22 protein-coding genes are annotated in these 18,517 nt (G+C 35.6%); 17 read left to right on the top strand and 5 right to left on the bottom strand.

Annotated features, from left to right (window positions below; genetic code table 11):
- Positions 1 to 162 precede the first annotated feature (162 nt).
- The gene (locus tag FH036_RS14530; RefSeq protein WP_139895902.1) at positions 163 to 1,656 is read left to right on the top strand and encodes a YcdB/YcdC domain-containing protein; all 1,494 of its coding nucleotides are present in this window, start codon (positions 163 to 165) and stop codon (positions 1,654 to 1,656) included.
- A gap of 43 nt (positions 1,657 to 1,699) precedes the next feature.
- On the opposite strand, the gene FH036_RS14525 is transcribed toward FH036_RS14530, so the two are convergent.
- Positions 1,700 to 2,593, bottom strand: a complete 894-nt coding sequence (locus FH036_RS14525) for a hypothetical protein (protein WP_139895901.1) — start codon at positions 2,591 to 2,593, stop codon at positions 1,700 to 1,702.
- Between the two features lie 182 nt (positions 2,594 to 2,775).
- Here FH036_RS14525 and sigK point away from each other — a divergent pair, with 182 nt between their 5' ends.
- Together sigK and FH036_RS14515 are read left to right on the top strand one after the other, a co-directional pair.
- Entirely contained in the window at positions 2,776 to 3,489 is a 714-nt protein-coding gene (sigK, locus tag FH036_RS14520; protein WP_000051382.1) for an RNA polymerase sporulation sigma factor SigK, read from the top strand.
- 290 nt (positions 3,490 to 3,779) lie between these two features.
- Positions 3,780 to 4,568 (top strand): phosphatidylserine decarboxylase, encoded by a 789-nt coding sequence (locus FH036_RS14515; RefSeq protein ID WP_001254997.1) that lies wholly within the window; start codon positions 3,780 to 3,782, stop codon positions 4,566 to 4,568.
- Between the two features lie 146 nt (positions 4,569 to 4,714).
- On the opposite strand, the gene sda is transcribed toward FH036_RS14515, so the two are convergent.
- Positions 4,715 to 4,870 carry a sporulation histidine kinase inhibitor Sda gene (sda, locus tag FH036_RS14510; protein WP_000850094.1) on the bottom strand — a complete coding sequence of 52 codons (156 nt, stop codon included), beginning with the start codon at positions 4,868 to 4,870 and terminating at the stop codon, positions 4,715 to 4,717.
- A gap of 247 nt (positions 4,871 to 5,117) precedes the next feature.
- Between sda and FH036_RS14505 the strand changes: the two genes are divergently transcribed.
- The 8 genes from FH036_RS14505 (at position 5,118) to FH036_RS14470 (ending at position 10,253) form a co-directional block, all read left to right on the top strand.
- A complete protein-coding gene (locus tag FH036_RS14505) occupies positions 5,118 to 5,630 on the top strand; it encodes a YqeG family HAD IIIA-type phosphatase (protein WP_000765311.1) in 513 nt (170 codons plus the stop codon).
- Between the two features lie 3 nt (positions 5,631 to 5,633).
- Positions 5,634 to 6,740, top strand: a complete 1,107-nt coding sequence (yqeH, locus tag FH036_RS14500; RefSeq protein ID WP_000140795.1) for a ribosome biogenesis GTPase YqeH — start codon at positions 5,634 to 5,636, stop codon at positions 6,738 to 6,740.
- A gap of 15 nt (positions 6,741 to 6,755) precedes the next feature.
- The gene (gene aroE / locus FH036_RS14495; RefSeq protein ID WP_139895900.1) at positions 6,756 to 7,589 is read left to right on the top strand and encodes a shikimate dehydrogenase; all 834 of its coding nucleotides are present in this window, start codon (positions 6,756 to 6,758) and stop codon (positions 7,587 to 7,589) included.
- Between the two features lie 5 nt (positions 7,590 to 7,594).
- The gene (yhbY, locus tag FH036_RS14490; RefSeq protein WP_000955224.1) at positions 7,595 to 7,888 is read left to right on the top strand and encodes a ribosome assembly RNA-binding protein YhbY; all 294 of its coding nucleotides are present in this window, start codon (positions 7,595 to 7,597) and stop codon (positions 7,886 to 7,888) included.
- A 137-nt stretch (positions 7,889 to 8,025) separates the two neighbouring features.
- Entirely contained in the window at positions 8,026 to 8,595 is a 570-nt protein-coding gene (nadD, locus tag FH036_RS14485; protein ID WP_001226058.1) for a nicotinate-nucleotide adenylyltransferase, read from the top strand.
- Positions 8,585 to 9,154: a bis(5'-nucleosyl)-tetraphosphatase (symmetrical) YqeK gene (gene yqeK, locus FH036_RS14480; protein ID WP_001078246.1), complete on the top strand. Its 570-nt coding sequence runs from the start codon at positions 8,585 to 8,587 to the stop codon at positions 9,152 to 9,154. The genes nadD and yqeK overlap by 11 nt, the downstream gene beginning before the upstream one ends.
- A complete protein-coding gene (rsfS, locus tag FH036_RS14475) occupies positions 9,151 to 9,507 on the top strand; it encodes a ribosome silencing factor (RefSeq protein ID WP_000653200.1) in 357 nt (118 codons plus the stop codon). Before yqeK ends, rsfS begins: the two co-directional genes overlap by 4 nt.
- Entirely contained in the window at positions 9,504 to 10,253 is a 750-nt protein-coding gene (locus FH036_RS14470) for a class I SAM-dependent DNA methyltransferase (protein ID WP_001105566.1), read from the top strand. The genes rsfS and FH036_RS14470 overlap by 4 nt, the downstream gene beginning before the upstream one ends.
- 171 nt (positions 10,254 to 10,424) lie before the next feature.
- Here FH036_RS14470 and comER read toward each other — a convergent pair whose 3' ends face one another.
- Positions 10,425 to 11,252, bottom strand: a complete 828-nt coding sequence (gene comER / locus FH036_RS14465) for a late competence protein ComER (RefSeq protein ID WP_001020537.1) — start codon at positions 11,250 to 11,252, stop codon at positions 10,425 to 10,427.
- 77 nt (positions 11,253 to 11,329) lie between these two features.
- On the opposite strand from comER, the gene FH036_RS14460 reads away from it, so the two are divergent.
- The 3 genes from FH036_RS14460 (at position 11,330) to FH036_RS14450 (ending at position 14,805) form a co-directional block, all read left to right on the top strand.
- A complete protein-coding gene (locus FH036_RS14460; protein WP_070806850.1) occupies positions 11,330 to 11,929 on the top strand; it encodes a helix-hairpin-helix domain-containing protein in 600 nt (199 codons plus the stop codon).
- Positions 11,930 to 11,992: 63 nt separating this feature from the next.
- Positions 11,993 to 12,550, top strand: a complete 558-nt coding sequence (locus FH036_RS14455) for a ComE operon protein 2 (protein WP_000439783.1) — start codon at positions 11,993 to 11,995, stop codon at positions 12,548 to 12,550.
- Between the two features lie 14 nt (positions 12,551 to 12,564).
- Positions 12,565 to 14,805, top strand: coding sequence for a DNA internalization-related competence protein ComEC/Rec2 (locus FH036_RS14450; protein ID WP_139895899.1), 2,241 nt, complete (start codon positions 12,565 to 12,567; stop codon positions 14,803 to 14,805).
- 26 nt (positions 14,806 to 14,831) lie between these two features.
- On the opposite strand, the gene FH036_RS14445 is transcribed toward FH036_RS14450, so the two are convergent.
- Positions 14,832 to 14,966, bottom strand: a complete 135-nt coding sequence (locus FH036_RS14445; protein WP_000997609.1) for a YqzM family protein — start codon at positions 14,964 to 14,966, stop codon at positions 14,832 to 14,834.
- Positions 14,967 to 15,311: 345 nt separating this feature from the next.
- Here FH036_RS14445 and holA point away from each other — a divergent pair, with 345 nt between their 5' ends.
- Positions 15,312 to 16,322: a DNA polymerase III subunit delta gene (gene holA, locus FH036_RS14440; RefSeq protein WP_001279918.1), complete on the top strand. Its 1,011-nt coding sequence runs from the start codon at positions 15,312 to 15,314 to the stop codon at positions 16,320 to 16,322.
- Positions 16,323 to 16,406: 84 nt separating this feature from the next.
- Here the strand turns inward: holA and rpsT are convergent, their stop codons facing one another.
- Positions 16,407 to 16,664, bottom strand: a complete 258-nt coding sequence (gene rpsT / locus FH036_RS14435; protein WP_001274011.1) for a 30S ribosomal protein S20 — start codon at positions 16,662 to 16,664, stop codon at positions 16,407 to 16,409.
- A gap of 181 nt (positions 16,665 to 16,845) precedes the next feature.
- Here rpsT and gpr point away from each other — a divergent pair, with 181 nt between their 5' ends.
- A complete protein-coding gene (gpr, locus tag FH036_RS14430; RefSeq protein ID WP_000662632.1) occupies positions 16,846 to 17,949 on the top strand; it encodes a GPR endopeptidase in 1,104 nt (367 codons plus the stop codon).
- A complete protein-coding gene (locus FH036_RS14425) occupies positions 17,949 to 18,311 on the top strand; it encodes a YqxA family protein (RefSeq protein ID WP_000534316.1) in 363 nt (120 codons plus the stop codon). The genes gpr and FH036_RS14425 overlap by 1 nt, the downstream gene beginning before the upstream one ends.
- Positions 18,312 to 18,517 lie beyond the last annotated feature (206 nt).

Here is an 18,517-nt window from a genome sequence, read left to right as displayed (position 1 = left end):
CGGGCAGTAAGGCCTTTATCTCAAAATTCAGCGAAAGCAAAGAAGGTAGGTGGGGGTCTTACTGCCCGTAAAATCCCGATTGGTGAGGGCTGATTATAGTTTCACTTTATATTTCTTTTGTTTGTTATAATTACCTTAAATTGTAATAAAGGGAGCGGTATGATGAATCAAAAAGATAAAGAAAGAAAAGAGCAAGTGGCTCATATTATGGACATTCCAGATGATTATAGGCTTGTTGTAGATGATCAAGAAGGTGTGGATGACCCATATCATCTATTATGGTGGGAACATAAAGGGGATGGGGAGAGAACGATACAGATTACGTTGAATAGACATACTGGTAATTTAATTGACTTTAGGATAGAGGATGAAAAAGCTTTTTCGAGCGGTAAGGAAGCGATAGAAGAGAATAAAGCAAGAGAGGTTGCAAATACATTCTTAAAAAAATATACAAAAGAAGGATATGAATTTTATACATATGTAACTGTTAAGGATGATTGGCGCGGTTGGAAAGAAGTAAATTATATGCAAGAAGTGAATGGCTATCCATTGCCGAATACGGGGTGTGTTGTGCAAGTACATCCATTAGGTGATGTGATGCATTTTCATTATAATGGACAAAAAGCTATCGAGAAAAAACCGTTATGGCCAAGTGATATTGTTGAGGAGAACGTCGTCTTAGAAAATTTGAAGGCTAGACAAGATATGAGACTTGCATTTGTAGATTTAACACACTCCTCATGTGAGTATGAAAATGGAGAAGAAGTAAAAGGGTACCATCTTGTATATGAACCAGAGCCTAGTCATGCATGTATTGATGCAAGTACAGGTAAAGATTTATATGGGCCAGAACATTATAAATTACCGCCAACAGTAGTTGTTGAAAAATTAGAAAAAGGTAGCCGGCAAGATGACATATTCGAATTATTTGACTGGGATAAAGAAAATTTTGCAAAAGTAGATGAGACGGAAAATGATAATGAAATAAGGATGAAATTTGTTTTGAAGGAGGAATTACAAAAACAGAAAGAAGAAAAGAATCCATATTTAATGAATGAATTCTTTAAAAAGCATTTACCGATGCTGAAATATAATAATTTAGTTAGCGTTACAATTGATAAATTAACCAATGAATTAACTGGTTTTATAAAATTGACAGATGATAAAGAAGTAAAGCAAATACTATCTAGAGAGGAATGTTTACAAAAAGCACTTCAATTTTTGGAACAAGTTATTCCAGATATCACACAATATCTGCGTCTTTGGGAGGAACGTGAAGAAGCTGAAGATGGGATTGAAAGATTTATTTTTTCTATATATATAAATGATATTCCGGCAGAGTATAACCAATTTATGATTAACATCAATGCGGAAAATGGTGCTGTGATGCACTACTCTGGAGAGTCTAGCAACCTTATAAAAAAATTACTTACATACGAAACAACACCAAAAGTAACGAAAGAAGAAGCGTTAGAAATATACAGAGATGCTATCCGAGTTAAATTAGAATGGTCTATAGATCATGATGTAGAGGAAACGGTATATCAATTGCTGTATAAACAAACAACGTGTGAAAATTATAAAGAATTCTTCGACGGTAGTCGAGAAGTTCGTTATATTGATGCGCATACTGGTGAGAAAATTTGGAGCAAGTAAAATAAAAAGAGTTATTTTTCAAAGAAAATAACTCTTTTTATTTTTATAATTTGCCTGTTCGTTTTTCAAATGTAAATGTGATAGGAAGGTTGGAAGGAGAACTATCACTTTTAAATGTTACTTTCCATTCTTTAGAATGGGCTTTAATTTCGAAATCAAGAAGATTCATTGCTCTACGTTTATCTATTTCTAAAAACATATTATGAATTTCTGGTTCCTGCTGTAAATTAAGAGCCTTTAGTGTGACTGTTAATGTGAAAAAATCTCGCCCTTCATATACTATTTTTGATATTTTTGTTTTTTGTGTATTTAACAGTATATAAAAACGGTCTGATGGAGTTAATTGTACAGAGTCATCAGTAATTTTATCCTCCATATTATGAAGTTCAACTAAGAAAGATGTACTATGGGAAGAATCTTTTTTGCTTGTAATCTGTAATTCAGTAGGAATCATCGGTATTTCATAAAAATCATTCCTTATTATGTTGTTGTAATCCTCTGAAAATTTACGGACTTCTTTTGGGAAAGAGTCTTCTTCTTGTGTACTTAAAAAAGTTTTATGTTGCTTTAGAGTTTTTTTACTAAACTTTAATGTTTCTTTAAAGTAATAATTGGATCCAGTTAAAAATAAAAAACTACAAATTAATAAAAAAATTCGATAGGGATTTTGAAAGTGAAAGAACGATAGTATACATGTAATAAATCCAATTACATAGAAAATAAAGATAAGTAGTTCTAATTTTGAGTGAAAGGAGAAACCATAGTTATGAAAAAATTTCATTCCGATTATAATTTGAGCTCCAAAAAACAAGGAAATTCCAAATTGAAAAAATAATAAATCAGGCCCTCTCTTAATAACAAAAGTAATGAATGAAATGAAAAGTAAAAATACCCCTAAATAAATTGTTACATTTAATAATCGATCTAATGTGAGCATGAATAGTGTCCCCTTTAATAGCATATTCATATATAAATAACAATTTTATATAATTATAATATAACAATAAAATATTTTAAATGTTGGAAGTGGTGAGTTTTATAAATAAACTGTACAGACACAAACAACCTCATGCCCACATACACTTAGTAAAGACCACTATTTTGGCGGAGGTGAAAGGTTTGAGTCTATTCGCCGCAATTGGATATATGGTTCGAGAAGTGTTTGTTTTTGTTTCTTATGTGAAGAACAATGCGTTTCCGCAGCCATTATCATCAGACGATGAGAGAAAGTACTTAGAGTTAATGGAGCAAGGTGATGCTCAAGCGAGGAATCTGTTAATTGAACATAATTTACGGCTTGTAGCTCATATCGTTAAAAAATTTGAAAATACAGGGGAAGATGCAGAAGATTTAATTTCAATTGGTACAATCGGGCTCATTAAAGCAATCGAGAGCTATTCGGCAGGAAAAGGTACAAAACTTGCGACGTACGCAGCACGCTGTATTGAAAATGAAATTTTGATGCATTTACGTGTATTAAAGAAAACGAAAAAGGACGTTTCACTTCATGATCCAATTGGGCAAGATAAAGAGGGGAATGAAATATCGCTTATTGATATATTAAAATCAGAGTCTGAAGATGTAATTGATATGATCCAGCTTAGTATGGAGTTAGAAAAGATTAAAGAGTATATCGATATTTTAGACGAACGAGAGAAAGAAGTAATCGTGAAGCGTTTTGGACTGGGGCTTGATAAGGAGAAAACGCAACGAGAGATTGCGAAGGCACTTGGTATTTCCAGAAGCTACGTATCAAGAATTGAAAAGCGCGCTTTAATGAAAATGTTCCATGAATTTGTAAGAGCAGAGAAAGAGAAAAAAGCAAAAGAATAATGTACATTACAAGCAGCCGTATTTTAAAATGGGCTGCTTTTCTTTTTGGAAATAAGGAAAGAAAAAGAGTTGTGTTCAGAAGAAATCCATGTTCACTGTTGAAAATGACGGATTCTATCTGTAATATTAGAAGGTGCTAAACAATTTAAGAATAATACCGTACTTAGTTTTCTGCATGTATAATATGGCGGTTCTATATGATATGTGGGAATAAGAACTAATTTTACATATGATATAGAAGGAAAAGAAGGGGAAGCTAAAGTTATAGACTGATTAGGAGGTTCCGCAATTTGCGACGTACATTATATCGACTTATGATCGAACTTACAAATGGTCGTTTTACTTCTTATATATTACGTAAATTTGCACAATCTCGTTTGAGCTCTATCATTATTCCATCGTATGCGAAAGTATTTCAAATTAATCAAGATGAGATGGAAAAGGGTTTGAAGGAATATAGAACATTGCATGAATTATTTACACGTAAGCTAAAAGAAGGAAAGCGTAGTATTGATACAGATGCATCGAGTATCGTTAGTCCTGTTGATGGTGTTTTTGCTGATCACGGTCCTATTGAGGACACAAAAACATTTGATATTAAAGGCAAGCGTTATTCGATTGTGGATATGCTAGGTAATGAAGAACGTGCACAGCGATATGCAGGTGGTACATATATGGTTATTTATTTAAGCCCAAGTCATTATCATCGTATTCATAGTCCGCTTTCTGGTTCTGTGACTGAAAGATTTGTACTCGGTAGAAAATCATATCCGGTAAATGCAGCTGGTATGGAATACGGGAAAGAACCATTGTCAAAAAACTATCGCTCCGTTACAGAAGTGAATAGTGACGGTGAACATATGGCGCTTGTAAAAGTAGGAGCTATGTTTGTAAATAGTATTGAGCTGCTGCATGAAAGAGACACTGTTCAAAAAGGTGAAGAAATGGCATACTTTACATTCGGTTCAACAGTTGTGTTATTGTTTGAAAAAGATATGATAGAAGTAGTGCAAGAATTGAAGAGTGGGCAAGAGCTTCGCCTTGGTGAAAAAATTGCTACTCGATTGGCTCATAAGTAAAAAAGATTTTATAACTGTAAGCAAGATTTATGGACAAAGATGCGTAATGATGAAATTCCCTAGATGGGAGTACTTGTTTATTCGAGAGCCATCGCAGGATGGCTCTTTTTACAAGTTAGTTAATTAAAATTCCACTTTATATGTAATCAAGACGATTTAACAAGCTTGTCCTCTAATGAGCGTCTAATAATTTCTTGTTTTATAAGTAAAATGAAGTCGGGATTTAATTTTAGTTCTTTTGCTTTATAATAAGACTCAGTGAGTAACTCAGTAGATAACTGTTCCATATGTTTTGTTTTCAAGGTGAGTCACCTCCTAATAATATAAGGATTGATTCGTTGTTGCATTTAATGTACCAAAAAAATATGACAGTCACAAACGAGTGGTTATCCACATACCTAGGTGGATAAAATGTGTATAGATTGTTAGCAAATTCCAAATTAACTGAAATATTAATGTGGAAAATGTGTACAATTTTATCCACAGGCCATATATCGAAATATGTTGTCGAAAAATTTTTATGAAAACTCCTCAAAGAGGTGAAAGAAATTGAAACTATTTTTACCAAATGAATATGTGAAAAATGTATATCATGTTCAACCAGAAGATTTGAAGAAACGTGGAATTAAAGGTGTTATTACTGATTTAGATAACACTTTAATTGAATGGGATCGTCCAAATGCAACGCCACAACTTGAAGAATGGTTTTTGAAAATGAAAGAGCAAGGCATTCAAGTAACGGTCGTTTCAAATAATAATGAGCAACGAGTGAAAGATTTTGCTGATCCATTAGGCATTCCATTTATTCATAGTGCGCGTAAGCCATTTGTTCGTGCGTTTAAGCGTGCGATACGAGAGATGCAGTTGCAACCAGATGAAGTTGTAGTAATTGGGGATCAGTTACTGACAGATGTGCTAGGTGGAAACCGAGTTGGACTGCATACAATTTTAGTTGTACCAGTAGCACAAACAGACGGATTAGTAACGCGCTTTAATCGAAAAATTGAACGAAGAATTATGAGAAACATGAAGAAAAAAGGTTTAATTAACTGGGAGGAATAAAGTTTGACTGAAACAATTAAATGTATTGGTTGCGGTGTAGAAATTCAAACAGAAGATAAAAATGAAGTGGGATATGCTCCTGCCTCATCTTTAGAAAAAGAACAAGTAATTTGTCAACGCTGTTTCCGATTGAAACATTATAACGAAATTCAAGATGTCTCATTAACAGATGATGATTTCCTACGTATTCTAAACGGTATTGGAAAATCGGATGCGTTAGTAGTTAAAATTGTAGATATTTTCGACTTTAATGGTAGCTGGTTACCTGGCTTACATCGTTTCGTGGGAAATAATAAAGTATTACTTGTTGGGAATAAAGCTGATTTAATTCCTAAGTCAGTAAAACATGATAAAGTAAAGCATTGGATGCGCTATAGTGCAAAGCAGCTAGGATTAAAGCCAGAAGATGTCTTTTTAATTAGTGCAGCGAAGGGACAAGGGATTGCTGAGCTGGCAGATGCGATTGAGTATTACCGCGGCGGAAAAGATGTTTACGTTGTTGGATGTACAAATGTAGGGAAATCAACATTCATTAATCGTATGATTAAAGAATTTAGTGATGAGACTGAAAATGTAATTACAACATCTCATTTCCCAGGAACAACGCTTGATTTAATTGATATCCCGTTAGACGAAGAATCTTCTTTATATGATACGCCAGGTATTATTAACCACCATCAAATGGCTCATTATGTTGGAAAACAAAGCTTAAAGCTTATTACACCAACAAAAGAAATTAAGCCAATGGTATTCCAATTAAATGAAGAACAAACATTGTTCTTTAGCGGATTGGCACGTTTTGATTACGTAAGTGGCGGTCGTCGCGCATTTACTTGTCACTTCTCAAATCGTTTAACAATCCATCGTACAAAGCTTGAGAAAGCAGATGAATTGTATAAAAATCATGCAGGGGATTTACTAAGCCCGCCAACACCAGAAGAATTAGAAAATATGCCAGAGCTAGTGAAATACGAGTTTAATATTCGTGAACCAAAAACGGATGTTGTATTCTCTGGATTAGGATGGGTTACTGTGAACGAACCGGGAGCAAAAATTGTTGCACACGTACCAAAAGGAGTAAGTGTTTCATTGCGTAAATCTTTAATTTAATATGGAGAGGGATTTATGAAACAATTATATGGTGTAATCGGAAATCCAATTGGACATTCATTATCACCCGTTATGCATAACGATGCATTTGAACACTTGAATATGGATGCCCATTATCATGCCTTTCTTGTTAAAGAGGAAGTGCTAGGGGAAGCAGTAAGAGGTTTAAAAGCGTTAGGTATTTCAGGATTTAATGTAACAACTCCGCACAAAGTTGCGATTATGGATTATTTGGATGAGATTGACCCGCTAGCAAAACAAATTGGTGCAGTAAATACGGTGGTTCATAAGGATGGGAAATTGATTGGCTACAATACAGATGGAATTGGTTTTGTCCGAGCATTGCAGTCCATTAGTAGTGAACCACTTCAAGAGAAACGTATTTTATTGCTTGGCGCAGGTGGTGCTAGTCGAGCTATTTATTTTTCACTTGCTGATGTAGGTGTGAAAGAGATTGATGTAGCGAATCGTACAGTAGATAAGGCGAAAGAACTTATTACTGCATGTACGGCTACTGTTCATTCTGCTGCTTTATCGTTAGAGAAAGCAACAGAAGAACAAGAGAATTATGATATTATCATTCAGACGACAACAATAGGTATGCATCCACGTGTCGAACATACGCCGTTACAAATTTCTTCGTTGAAAAAGGGAACGATTGTATCAGATATAATTTATAATCCATTTGAAACTAAAATTTTATGTGAGGCGAAAGAGCAAGGTGCAATGATTCAAAATGGTATTGATATGTTTGTTTATCAAGGAGCGCTTGCATTTGAAATGTGGACAGGGCGCACGCCAAATATCGAACGAATGAAACAATTAGTTATAAGAAAGCTTGGAGGCTAACATATATGTTAACAGGAAAACAAAAAAGATTTTTACGTGCACAGGCACACCATTTAACACCAATTTTTCAAGTAGGAAAAGGCGGAGTAAATGAAAATATGATTAAACAAATCGCAGATACTTTAGAAGCTCGTGAGCTATTTAAAGTAAGTGTGCTACAAAACTGTGAATTCGATCGCCGTGAAGTTGCGGAAGAACTTGCAAAAGGTGCACGTGCGGAAATCGTTCAAGTAATTGGAAGCACAATCGTTTTATACAAAGAGTCAAGAGAAAATAAACAAATTAAGCTTCCTCGATAAAAAGATTAGCATGCGCTATTTTTATCGTTGATGCGTAATGATGTAGAGAACGAAACCAATTGAACTTTTATTAATAGCAACTCTCTTCTGTTAGGAATGAAGAGAGTTGCTGTACGTAAAAGGAAGGGGCGTTTCTTTTGAGGAAAATTGGCATCATTGGCGGTACATTTGATCCGCCACATTATGGACATTTGCTCATTGCAAATGAAGTATATCATGCTTTGAATTTAGAAGAAGTATGGTTCTTACCGAACCAAATTCCGCCGCATAAACAAGGGCGGAATATTACAAGTGTAGAAAGTCGCTTACAAATGTTAGAACTTGCGACTGAGGAAGAGGAACATTTTTCTATTTGTTTAGAAGAGCTAAGCAGGAAGGGCCCATCTTATACGTATGACACTATGCTACAATTAACGAAGAAGCATCCGGATGTGCAGTTTCACTTTATTATTGGTGGAGATATGGTTGAGTATTTACCGAAGTGGTATAACATTGAAGCGTTACTTGATCTTGTAACGTTTGTTGGGGTTGCAAGACCGGGTTATACATTGCATACACCTTATCCTATCACCACTGTGGAAATTCCGGAGTTTGCAGTTTCTTCATCTTTATTACGTGAGAGATATAAAGAGAAGAAAACATGCAAATATTTACTTCCTGAAAAAGTACAGGTATATATCGAGAGGAATGGGTTGTATGAATCGTGAGGAAGCACTTCATATTGTGAAACAACAAATGCATGAAAAACGTTATATACACACAATTGGTGTAATGGAGACGGCAATTGAACTCGCTAAATTATACGGTGTGGATGAAAAAAAGGCTGAAGTTGCAGCTATATTCCATGATTATGCGAAGTGTAGAGCGATTTCAGAGATGGAAGAGATCATTAAAAGTGAAGGTTTGCCGAAAGATTTACTTTGTTATAACAAAGAGTTATGGCATGCACCTGTTGGGGCATACTTAGTAGAAAAAGAAGTAGGTATTACAGATCCTGAAATCCTGCAAGCTATTACATATCATACAAGTGGTCATGAGAAAATGACGATGTTAGATAAAGTAATTTATGTAGCTGATTATATTGAGCCTGGGCGAAAGTTTCCAGGGGTGGAGGAAGCTCGTAAACTCGCATATACGGATATAGATCAAGCTTTATTATTTGCGTTAAAGAGAACAATTCAATTTTTAATGGAAAAAGATCAAACGATTTATCCATTAACATTCCAAACATACAATGCAGTTATCAAGGAGGAAATGAGTAAATGAAAGATAAAGATTTATTAGTATTAGCAGCAAAAGCAGCTGATGATAAGAGAGCAGAAGATATGGTTGTCCTAAATATGCAAGGTATTTCACCAATCGCAGATTATTTCATTATTTGTCACGGTAACTCAGATAAGCAAGTGCAAGCAATTGCACGTGAAATTAAAGCGAAAGCACACGAGTTCCAAATCGACGTACAACGTATGGAAGGTTTTGACGAAGCTCGCTGGGTATTAGTTGACCTTGGAGATGTAGTTGCTCATGTATTCCATAAAGATGAGCGTAATCACTATAATTTAGAGCGTCTATGGGGCGATGTGCCACGTGAAGATATTACAGAAGAGTTAGGCCAATGAACTACGAGCAATTTGCGTTGCTGTACGATGAACTAATGAATGATGTCCCTTATGATAAATGGGTGGAATTCACAGAGGAAAGCTTGCAGCAAGCGGATATGAAAGAGGCAAAGATTCTTGATGTAGCATGCGGTACTGGTAATGTAACGCTTCCGCTTATACAAAAGGGTTACGATGTAATCGGTGTCGATCTTTCGGAAGAAATGTTAGCAGTCGCACAGCAAAAACTAGGCGAGGCAGGATATTTTATTCCTTTTTACCAACAAGATATGCGGGAGCTTGATGTTCCAGGTGAGTTTGACTGTGTAACGATCTTTTGTGATTCATTAAACTATGTATTGCAAGAAGATGGAGTGCAAGAAACATTCCGAAGAGTGTTTCATCATTTACGTCAAGATGGTTTGTTTTTATTTGATGTACATTCTTTATATAAAATACATCATGTATTTCAAAATGAAACATACACAGTGAATGGAGAAGAAATATCTCTTATTTGGAATTGCTTCCCTGGTGAAGATTCAAATAGTGTAGAACATGATTTAACATTCTTTGTTCAAGACCCAGAAGAAGATGTGTACCATCGTTTTGACGAATGTCACGTACAACGTGCATATCCGGTTGAAGAGTTAACGAAATGGCTTGAAGAAGCTGGTTTTACAGTGCTTCGTGTAACTGGTGACTTTGAGCGACTTGAAGTTACAGAACAAACAGAGCGCATTTTCTTCATGGCGAAGAAAAACGGATAAAACAAAAGCAACCGAGAAGGTTGCTTTTGTTTTGTGAAGAAGCTGTAATTTTAGTTCTAGGATAATAAGAAAATGACATACGTGAATTGTGAAGATGCTAGTTTAAGTAAAAATGTAATGTGAAAAATTAAGTATTTATAAAAAGGATTTGGAATGACGATGACGTATTTATTATGTGTGTTTATTGAATTGCTGATCAACGCATTTTAAATCTTCATCAAATTTCTCGTGTGTCCGCTCGATTAATTTATGAAACATATCTCCAACATGTTCTTCTAAAACCTGAATACCTTCTCCTGTAACGCCGCCTTTCACACATACTTTTTCTTGTAAAGTAGGCAATGTGAAAATTCCTTTTTCGAGTAGTTTCCCCATTCCAACGACCATTTCACTTACTAAAGTAGTGGCTTCTTCATGTGTAATATTTGTTTTATCTACAGCAGCATTAATGAAACATTGTAATAAATAACTAAAGAATGCAGGGCCGCAGCTTGCTATATCAGATGAAACGCGCGTTATATCTTCTTCTATTACAAGGGGAGTAGAAATGTTTTTGAATAAGCGAAATAGTTTTTGTTGCCATTCTTCAGAGCAGTTACTTCCAAATGTAAATAGTGATGCGCCGGATAGGGCGCGGTTTGTAATGCTCGGAATAATACGAGCAACATGGCAAGGTACAAGTGTCTCTAATTGTGATGGAGATATTGGACTTGTGATAGAAACTAAGCACTTTTCATCAGAAAAATGTTCGGCGTATTTTTGTAAGATTGGGTATATATCTATCGGCTTTACACAAATAAAAATAAGATGTGATCGTTCGATTACCTCATCAATAGTTTTGGCTATATGAACAGAAGGGTATTTTTCCTTTATATGATATGCTTTGGCGGGCGTTCGATTAATGATCGTAAGGCACGAAGGTTTGGTAGCACGGGTTTCTAAAAATGCATCGATTAGTATATTCCCCATGTTTCCTGTCCCTATAATTCCTATGTTCAATGTTTCATCCCTCCTTCGTAACAGCTTTCTCCTAAACAATATGAATGATGTTATAAATTTATGATTAGAGGTGAAAAATGATGTGGGATTTTCCAAAGAAATGGTTAGGATTAGCAGCTATTATTGGAACTGTGCTTTTTCTTCTTTTCTGGAAAACGAACGAGCATACAGAGCGATCAGCTATTGCAACGGATGTTCAAGCGAAAGATATAGAGAAGAAAAGTAAACCGAAAATATCGGATACAAAGCAGCAGAAAAAAATAATTGTAATTGATATGAAAGGGGCTGTTGTTAAAGAGGGGGTGTATGAAATGAAAGAAGGGGACCGGGTCAAGGATGCCATTGAAAAAGCAGGTGGTTTTTTGCCTGAGGCAGATAGGATGAAGGTAAATTTAGCGCAAATGGTACAAGACCAAATGCTTCTTTATGTACCGAATAAAAACGAACAAGTGCAAGAGGTAGCTGCTGTTTCAAAGGGAGAGGGAAAAGTTCAAATAAATGCAGCTTCTAAAGAACAACTTGAAAAAATTACAGGTATTGGTTCTCGGAAAGCAGAAAGTATTTTGAAATATCGAGAGGAACATGGTCCGTTTCAAAAAATAGAAGATTTGTTAGAGATTGATGGGATTGGTGTGAAGTCTTTGGAGAAAATAAAAGATCAAATTATTATTCCGTAAAAGATTGACGAAGTTTTTCTTCATTCGCTACACTACAAGTAGACAAAAAAGTAGGTGAAGAATATGGAACGAATTTCATGGGATCAATATTTTATGACGCAAAGCCATTTGTTATCTTTACGTAGTACATGTACAAGGCTTGCAGTAGGAGCGACAATTGTTCGTGATAAACGAATTATTGCTGGTGGATATAATGGTTCAATTAAAGGTGGCGTACATTGTATAGATGATGGATGCTACGTTATTGATAATCATTGTGTTCGTACAATTCATGCAGAAATGAATGCTTTATTACAGTGTGCAAAATTTGGCGTGAAAACGGAGGAAGCGGAAATTTATGTTACGCATTTTCCTTGTTTACAATGTTGTAAGGCGATTATTCAAAGTGGTATTACAGCAGTTTATTATGCACAGGATTATAAAAATCATCCGTATGCCGTAGAGTTATTTGAAAAAGCGAATGTAACAGTGAAACACGTTCCGCTAGAATACGATATTGCAGCATTAGAGGATCAAAAGCGTCATATGGAGTTAAAAGAACTATTTGCATCTTTAGAAAAAGAGAACTTATCAATGGAAGAATTACAGCATGTATTCACGAAAGCAAAAATGATGCTATAAGGAGTGAGTATGAGTTGCAAGGACAATGGGGCTATGTTGCAATCTCATTTATAATTGGGATTGCAATTGCCTTCTCCTCTTCAGTTGTATGGCTAATTTGTTGTCTCGTTTTAAATGTTTTCTTTTGTTTGTATCGTACTTCGCGTAAAACCTTCTTTTATTGTATGATAGCGTGTTTAAGTGGCGCTATGTACACCACGTATGTTCAAGGGCAAAACAAGCCTCTGGGAGAGTCCTACGAAGCTACAAGAGGGATGATACATAATACACCTCTTATTAATGGAGATCGCCTTTCGTTTCAAATTGAAGATCAGAATAAAAATATAGTGCAGTTAAGTTACAAAATGAAATCAGCCTTGGAAAAGAAACAGATGCGACAATTACATGCAGGAGTATCATGTGTATTCGAAGGTGAGAGGAAAGAACCACAAATAGCTCGGAATTTCCATGGGTTTAATTATCGTGATTATTTATATAAGCAAAATATTCATTTCATATTGGACGCTACATATATTTCTGAATGCCATAAAACATCGTTATCACTCGTGCAATGGATTCTTCTTTTGAGGCAACAAGCAATCTCAGAAGTTACAGAAATGTTTCCAGAACAATCAGGTGCTTTTATGAATGCATTAGTATTTGGTGATAGACAACAAATGACATTTGAAGTTGAAGAGCAATATCAACAATTCGGTCTCGTGCATTTGTTGGCGATTTCAGGATCGCATATCGTATTGTTAATGGTAATCGTGTATTTTATTTTGCTAAGAAGCGGTGTGACAAGGGAGGTAGCAACAGTATGTCTTATCTTCTGCATTCCGCTATATATGATTTTAGCAGGAGCGTCACTATCTGTTATAAGAGCTTCTATAACAGGAGTTTTCATGTTAATTGCTTTTATGTGTTCTATTCGTTTATCTAGCTTAGATGCTTTAAGTATAACAGCTATATGTATGCTTATATTTGATCCATATCTCGTGTTTAATATTGGTTTTCAGTTTTCTTTCGTCGGTAGTTTTGCTTTACTTTTATCTGCCCCGCTTTTACTAGAGAGTGGTAATGGAGTAATTCGAAATTCTATTTATATTTCTTTCATTTCACAGCTCGTTAGTACTCCGATTTTGTTATATCACTTCGGTTATTTTTCTCCATATAGTATTTTCTTAAATATCCTATACGTTCCGTTTTTATCTCTCGTTGTATTGCCGTGCAGTATTGTTATTTTGATATGTATACCGATCATTCCTTTTCTTGCAAAAAGGCTTGGGAATGTATTATCAATAGGTTTGAATCTTTCTAATGATTTTTTAAGTTATTGCGAAAACTTACCATTTACCCGTCTTAATTTCGGACAAACACCTATACTTCTTGTAGCCCTATATTGCGTGAGTATTATTAGTATATTGATGGTTTGGGAAAGGCGAATGACGAAGGGGATTCTGTTTATATCTGCGGGTGTATTTCTTTTTATTAGTACATGCCATTATGTATATCCGTATTTTCGAGAAAGTGGGAGTGTTACCTTTCTCGATGTTGGACAGGGAGATGCAATATTAATTCGCCTCCCGTATGATCAAGAGATTTACCTTATTGATACTGGTGGAACAATTCGTCCAAACAAGGAAGAATGGCAACGTAAAAAGCATGAATTTTCTGTCGGAAATGATATTTTGATTCCTTATTTACAAAAGGAAGGTATTAAAAAGATCGATAAATTAATTATAACGCATGGAGATGCGGAATTAGAAAAAATAGTAAAGAAACAGGCTTTAGAAAAGGAAGTGAAAATAAGAGAAGTGAGAGAAGGAGAAAGTTGGAGCATAAATGGAGCGGAATTTTTCGTATTAGCGCCAACAGGGAAGGAGAGCAGTGAAAATAACGCTTCAATTGTAATGTTGGCAAAATTAGGAGGACTAAGGTGGTTGTTTACAGGTGATTTAGAAGAAGAAGGTGAGAAGTTTTTAGTAGCTACGTATCCAGAGTTGCGAGTGGATGTTTTAAAGGTTGCTCATCATGGGAGTAATACGTCATCTACAACAACTTTTCTGAGCGTCGTACAGCCTAATATAGCGGTTATTTCTGCCGGTGAGCGTAATAGGTATGGGCACCCTCATAAGGACGTTATAGAGCGTTTTGAGAAGAGGGGGATTGAAATATGGCGTACGGATAAGCAAGGGGCTATTTCCTATGTTTTTAAAGGGGAAAACGGAACCTTTCGCAGCAAAATCACATATGATGAAACACATAATAGATAAAAAAGACTGCCAGTAAGCAGCAGTCTTTAAGAACCGATAAATTTAATAACAGTTGCAATGATGAAAAGTGTTGCGAAAAAACCAAATGAGACGATAAATCCTACCCCTGAATCAATAGCGTCATTGCGTTTACTTTGAACGTTTTGTTCAAAATCATTCATTTAGAATCCCTCCCCAACATTCCACTTTAGTATAAAATATTGTCAGAAAAAAATCTACAATTTCCATGTGAGGAGAAATAGAGCGTTTTTACTACTTTTAGATCATGAAGTAATGTGAATTTTTGTTTCCAAGCATGTTAACAGTTGGCACTTATACTCGAATTTTTATTGCGAATAATAAAGGGAAGGTGATTACCGCACACCAATAAGAAACCCGGGGCTTATTGCGTGGCGTTTAATATAAATAAAGGGACGGGTTATATTGCCTGTTCCTTTGTACTTGTAAAACAAAAGCTAGGGCATTAGTATAAATATATATTGCCAAGTTAGGGAGTAGGAAAAAGTATGAGTGATATACATAAAAAGATTAAAAAGAAGCAGTTTGCTCCGTTATATTTACTGTATGGAACGGAAGCGTTTTTTATAAATGAAACGATAAAGCTTATTACAACAGAAGCGCTTGAAGAGGAAGATCGCGAGTTTAATGTTGTTACATATGATTTAGAAGAAGCATATTTAGAAGATGTGGTTGAGGATGCACGTACACTTCCTTTTTTCGGAGAACGTAAAGTGTTATTAATAAAATCACCACTCTTTTTAACTTCACAAAAAGAAAAGTTAGAACAAAATATAAAAATTTTAGAAGAATATATCGGGGAACCTTCTCCCTTTTCTATTCTTGTTTTTGTTGCGCCTTACGAAAAGCTGGATGAACGAAAAAAAATTACAAAACTATTAAAGAAAACAGCGGATGTAGTAGAAGCGAATGCAATGCAAGTGCAGGATGTTCAGAAGTGGATTGTTGCTCGGGCAGATGAAGTGCATGTGCATATTGATCATGCGGCTGTTAGTTTGTTGTTAGAGCTTGTGGGAAGTAATGTAACGATGTTGGCGAAGGAAATGGACAAGTTAACGTTATATGTCGGTATGGGCGGAGACATTACACCGAAACTCGTTGCAGAGCTTGTGCCAAAATCAGTTGAACAAAATGTGTTTGCTTTGACAGAAAAAGTGGTAAAAAAAGATATCGCGGGTGCAATGCAAATTTTGGATGGATTATTTACGCAGCAGGAGGAACCTATTAAATTACTTGCGTTATTAGTAAGTCAATTTCGTTTACTGCATCAAGTGAAAGAGTTACAGCAGCGTGGTTACGGCCAAAATCAAATCGCGTCTCATATTGGTGTGCATCCATATCGTGTAAAATTAGCGATGAATCAAACGAAGTTTTTCTCTTTTGAAGAATTAAAAAAAGTGATAATGGAATTAGCGGAAGCTGATTATAGTATGAAAACGGGAAAAATGGATAAAAAACTTGTGCTCGAGTTTTTCTTAATGCGGTTAAATCATATGTGATGAAACAAAAAAAGTTCACGTGCTAAGAGCGTGAACTTTTTTGTATATAAAAAAACGATCCGAATGGATCGTTTTTTAAACGCCTTACGCGTTTACTTGTTTCGCTAAGCGAGATTTTTGACGAGCTGCAGCGTTTTGGTGGATAAGACCTTTACGAGCTGCTTTGTCAAGTTTTTTAGAAGCAGTTTTGAAAGCTTCTTTAGCATTTTCAAGATCGTTATTAGTAACTAAAGCTTCTACAGTTTTAACAGCAGAACGCATGTCAGACTTGATAGAAGCGTTATGTGCACGACGCTCTTCGCTAAGTTTAGCGCGTTTGATAGCAGATTTGATGTTTGCCATACTTTTCACCTCCCTGGTGCAATCGAATGACTCGATTCTTAACATAGAACAAGTGATATTCTATCAAACGGTGAAGAGAATTGCAATAGTATATCTATGAAATTTCACGTAAAGGAAAGAATGACCTTATATAACTTTGGGAAATCTAACGATATTTACTATGAATGACGGAGGAGATACGATGAAAGAACCATTAGATTTAAGTAAATATAGTGTTAGAACGGATCTTGCTGTAGAGGCGCATCAAATGCTGCAAGAGCGTCAAGAAGAGCAAAAAGGGATACAAGGCGTTATTGTAAAAGAGAGGGAAGAAGAAGGTATTACCATTACAAAAGTTACAATTGATGAAGCTGCCTCTGACTCGATGGGTAAAAAACCTGGAAATTATTTAACGCTTGAAGTACAAGGTATACGTCAACAAGATACGGAGCTGCAACAAAAAGTAGAGCGTATTTTTGCAAAAGAATTTTCTTATTTCTTAGAAGAGGTTGGCGTTACGAAAGAAGCGAGTTGTTTAATTGTTGGTCTTGGAAATTGGAATGTAACGCCGGATGCGCTTGGACCGATAGTTGTAGAAAATGTATTGGTAACGAGACATTTGTTTCAATTGCAGCCTGAAAGTGTAGAAGAAGGGTTTAGGCCTGTTAGTGCAATTCGGCCGGGGGTAATGGGGATTACAGGAATTGAAACGAGCGATGTTATTTATGGAATCATTGAGAAGACAAAGCCAGACTTTGTCATTGCAATTGATGCATTAGCTGCTCGTTCTATTGAAAGGGTAAATAGTACGATACAAATTTCTGATACAGGAATTCATCCAGGGTCGGGTGTTGGGAATAAACGTAAGGAACTCAGTAAAGAAACATTAGGTATTCCTGTTATCGCAATTGGTGTTCCGACTGTGGTGGATGCCGTTTCGATTACAAGCGATACAATTGATTTTATTTTGAAACATTTTGGACGGGAGATGAAAGAAGGAAATAAACCTTCCCGATCTTTGTTGCCGGCTGGTTTTACATTTGGAGAAAAGAAAAAATTAACAGAAGAGGATATGCCGGATGAAAAGAGCCGGAATATGTTTTTAGGTGCTGTAGGTACACTGGAAGATGAAGAGAAGAGAAAATTAATTTATGAAGTGTTATCTCCTCTTGGTCATAATTTAATGGTGACTCCGAAAGAAGTGGATGCCTTCATAGAGGATATGGCAAATGTAATAGCAAGTGGTTTAAATGCAGCGCTGCATCATCAAATTGACCAAGATAATACAGGAGCATATACACATTGATGGGAAGTGACGATAATCATGTAAGCCGCTTTTCGCTTTTATGTATATGTAGTGTGGCTATATGCTTACTTATGGTAATAGCAGGGGTGGCACTTGCAAATCATGGGTTGAAAAGTATGAAAGGTTATCAGCAAATGTCGTATGAACAAATCGCTCATATGACAGGAACAAAAGGTGAGGCCACTGAATCAGAAACTTTGGAAGGTTCGTTTTCCGCTACTGAAAAACAAAAACAATTAGAAAGCTTAAAAAGTTTTAATATTGTAGAAGGAATGGGTATGGCGATAGCAAGCGTTGCCTATGAAATAACAAAGTTTGGAACAGATATAGTTGTTGGGAAAGTAAAAGGGATTTTTAGTTAAGAGTCAAACGGAGGACGGTTGTTTTACAGGTTTGTAAGACAGCCGTTCTTTAATTTGAAAAAGGTTTGTCTCTTATGGTTTGTTCGCATAAGATATAAATAGAATGATTTGTATTGTAAGCAGCACGAGTTTTCATTGAATCTTTGCTGCTCTATTGATATAATCAGTGCTAGTGTATATTGGCGAGACTATTAGGAGTTGAGAAC

The organism is Bacillus sp. CD3-5, from assembly GCF_006349665.1.
In the GTDB taxonomy this organism is placed as follows: Bacteria; Bacillota; Bacilli; order Bacillales; family Bacillaceae_G; genus Bacillus_A; species Bacillus_A paranthracis.
This window is presented reverse-complemented; position numbering and strand designations above follow the sequence as displayed.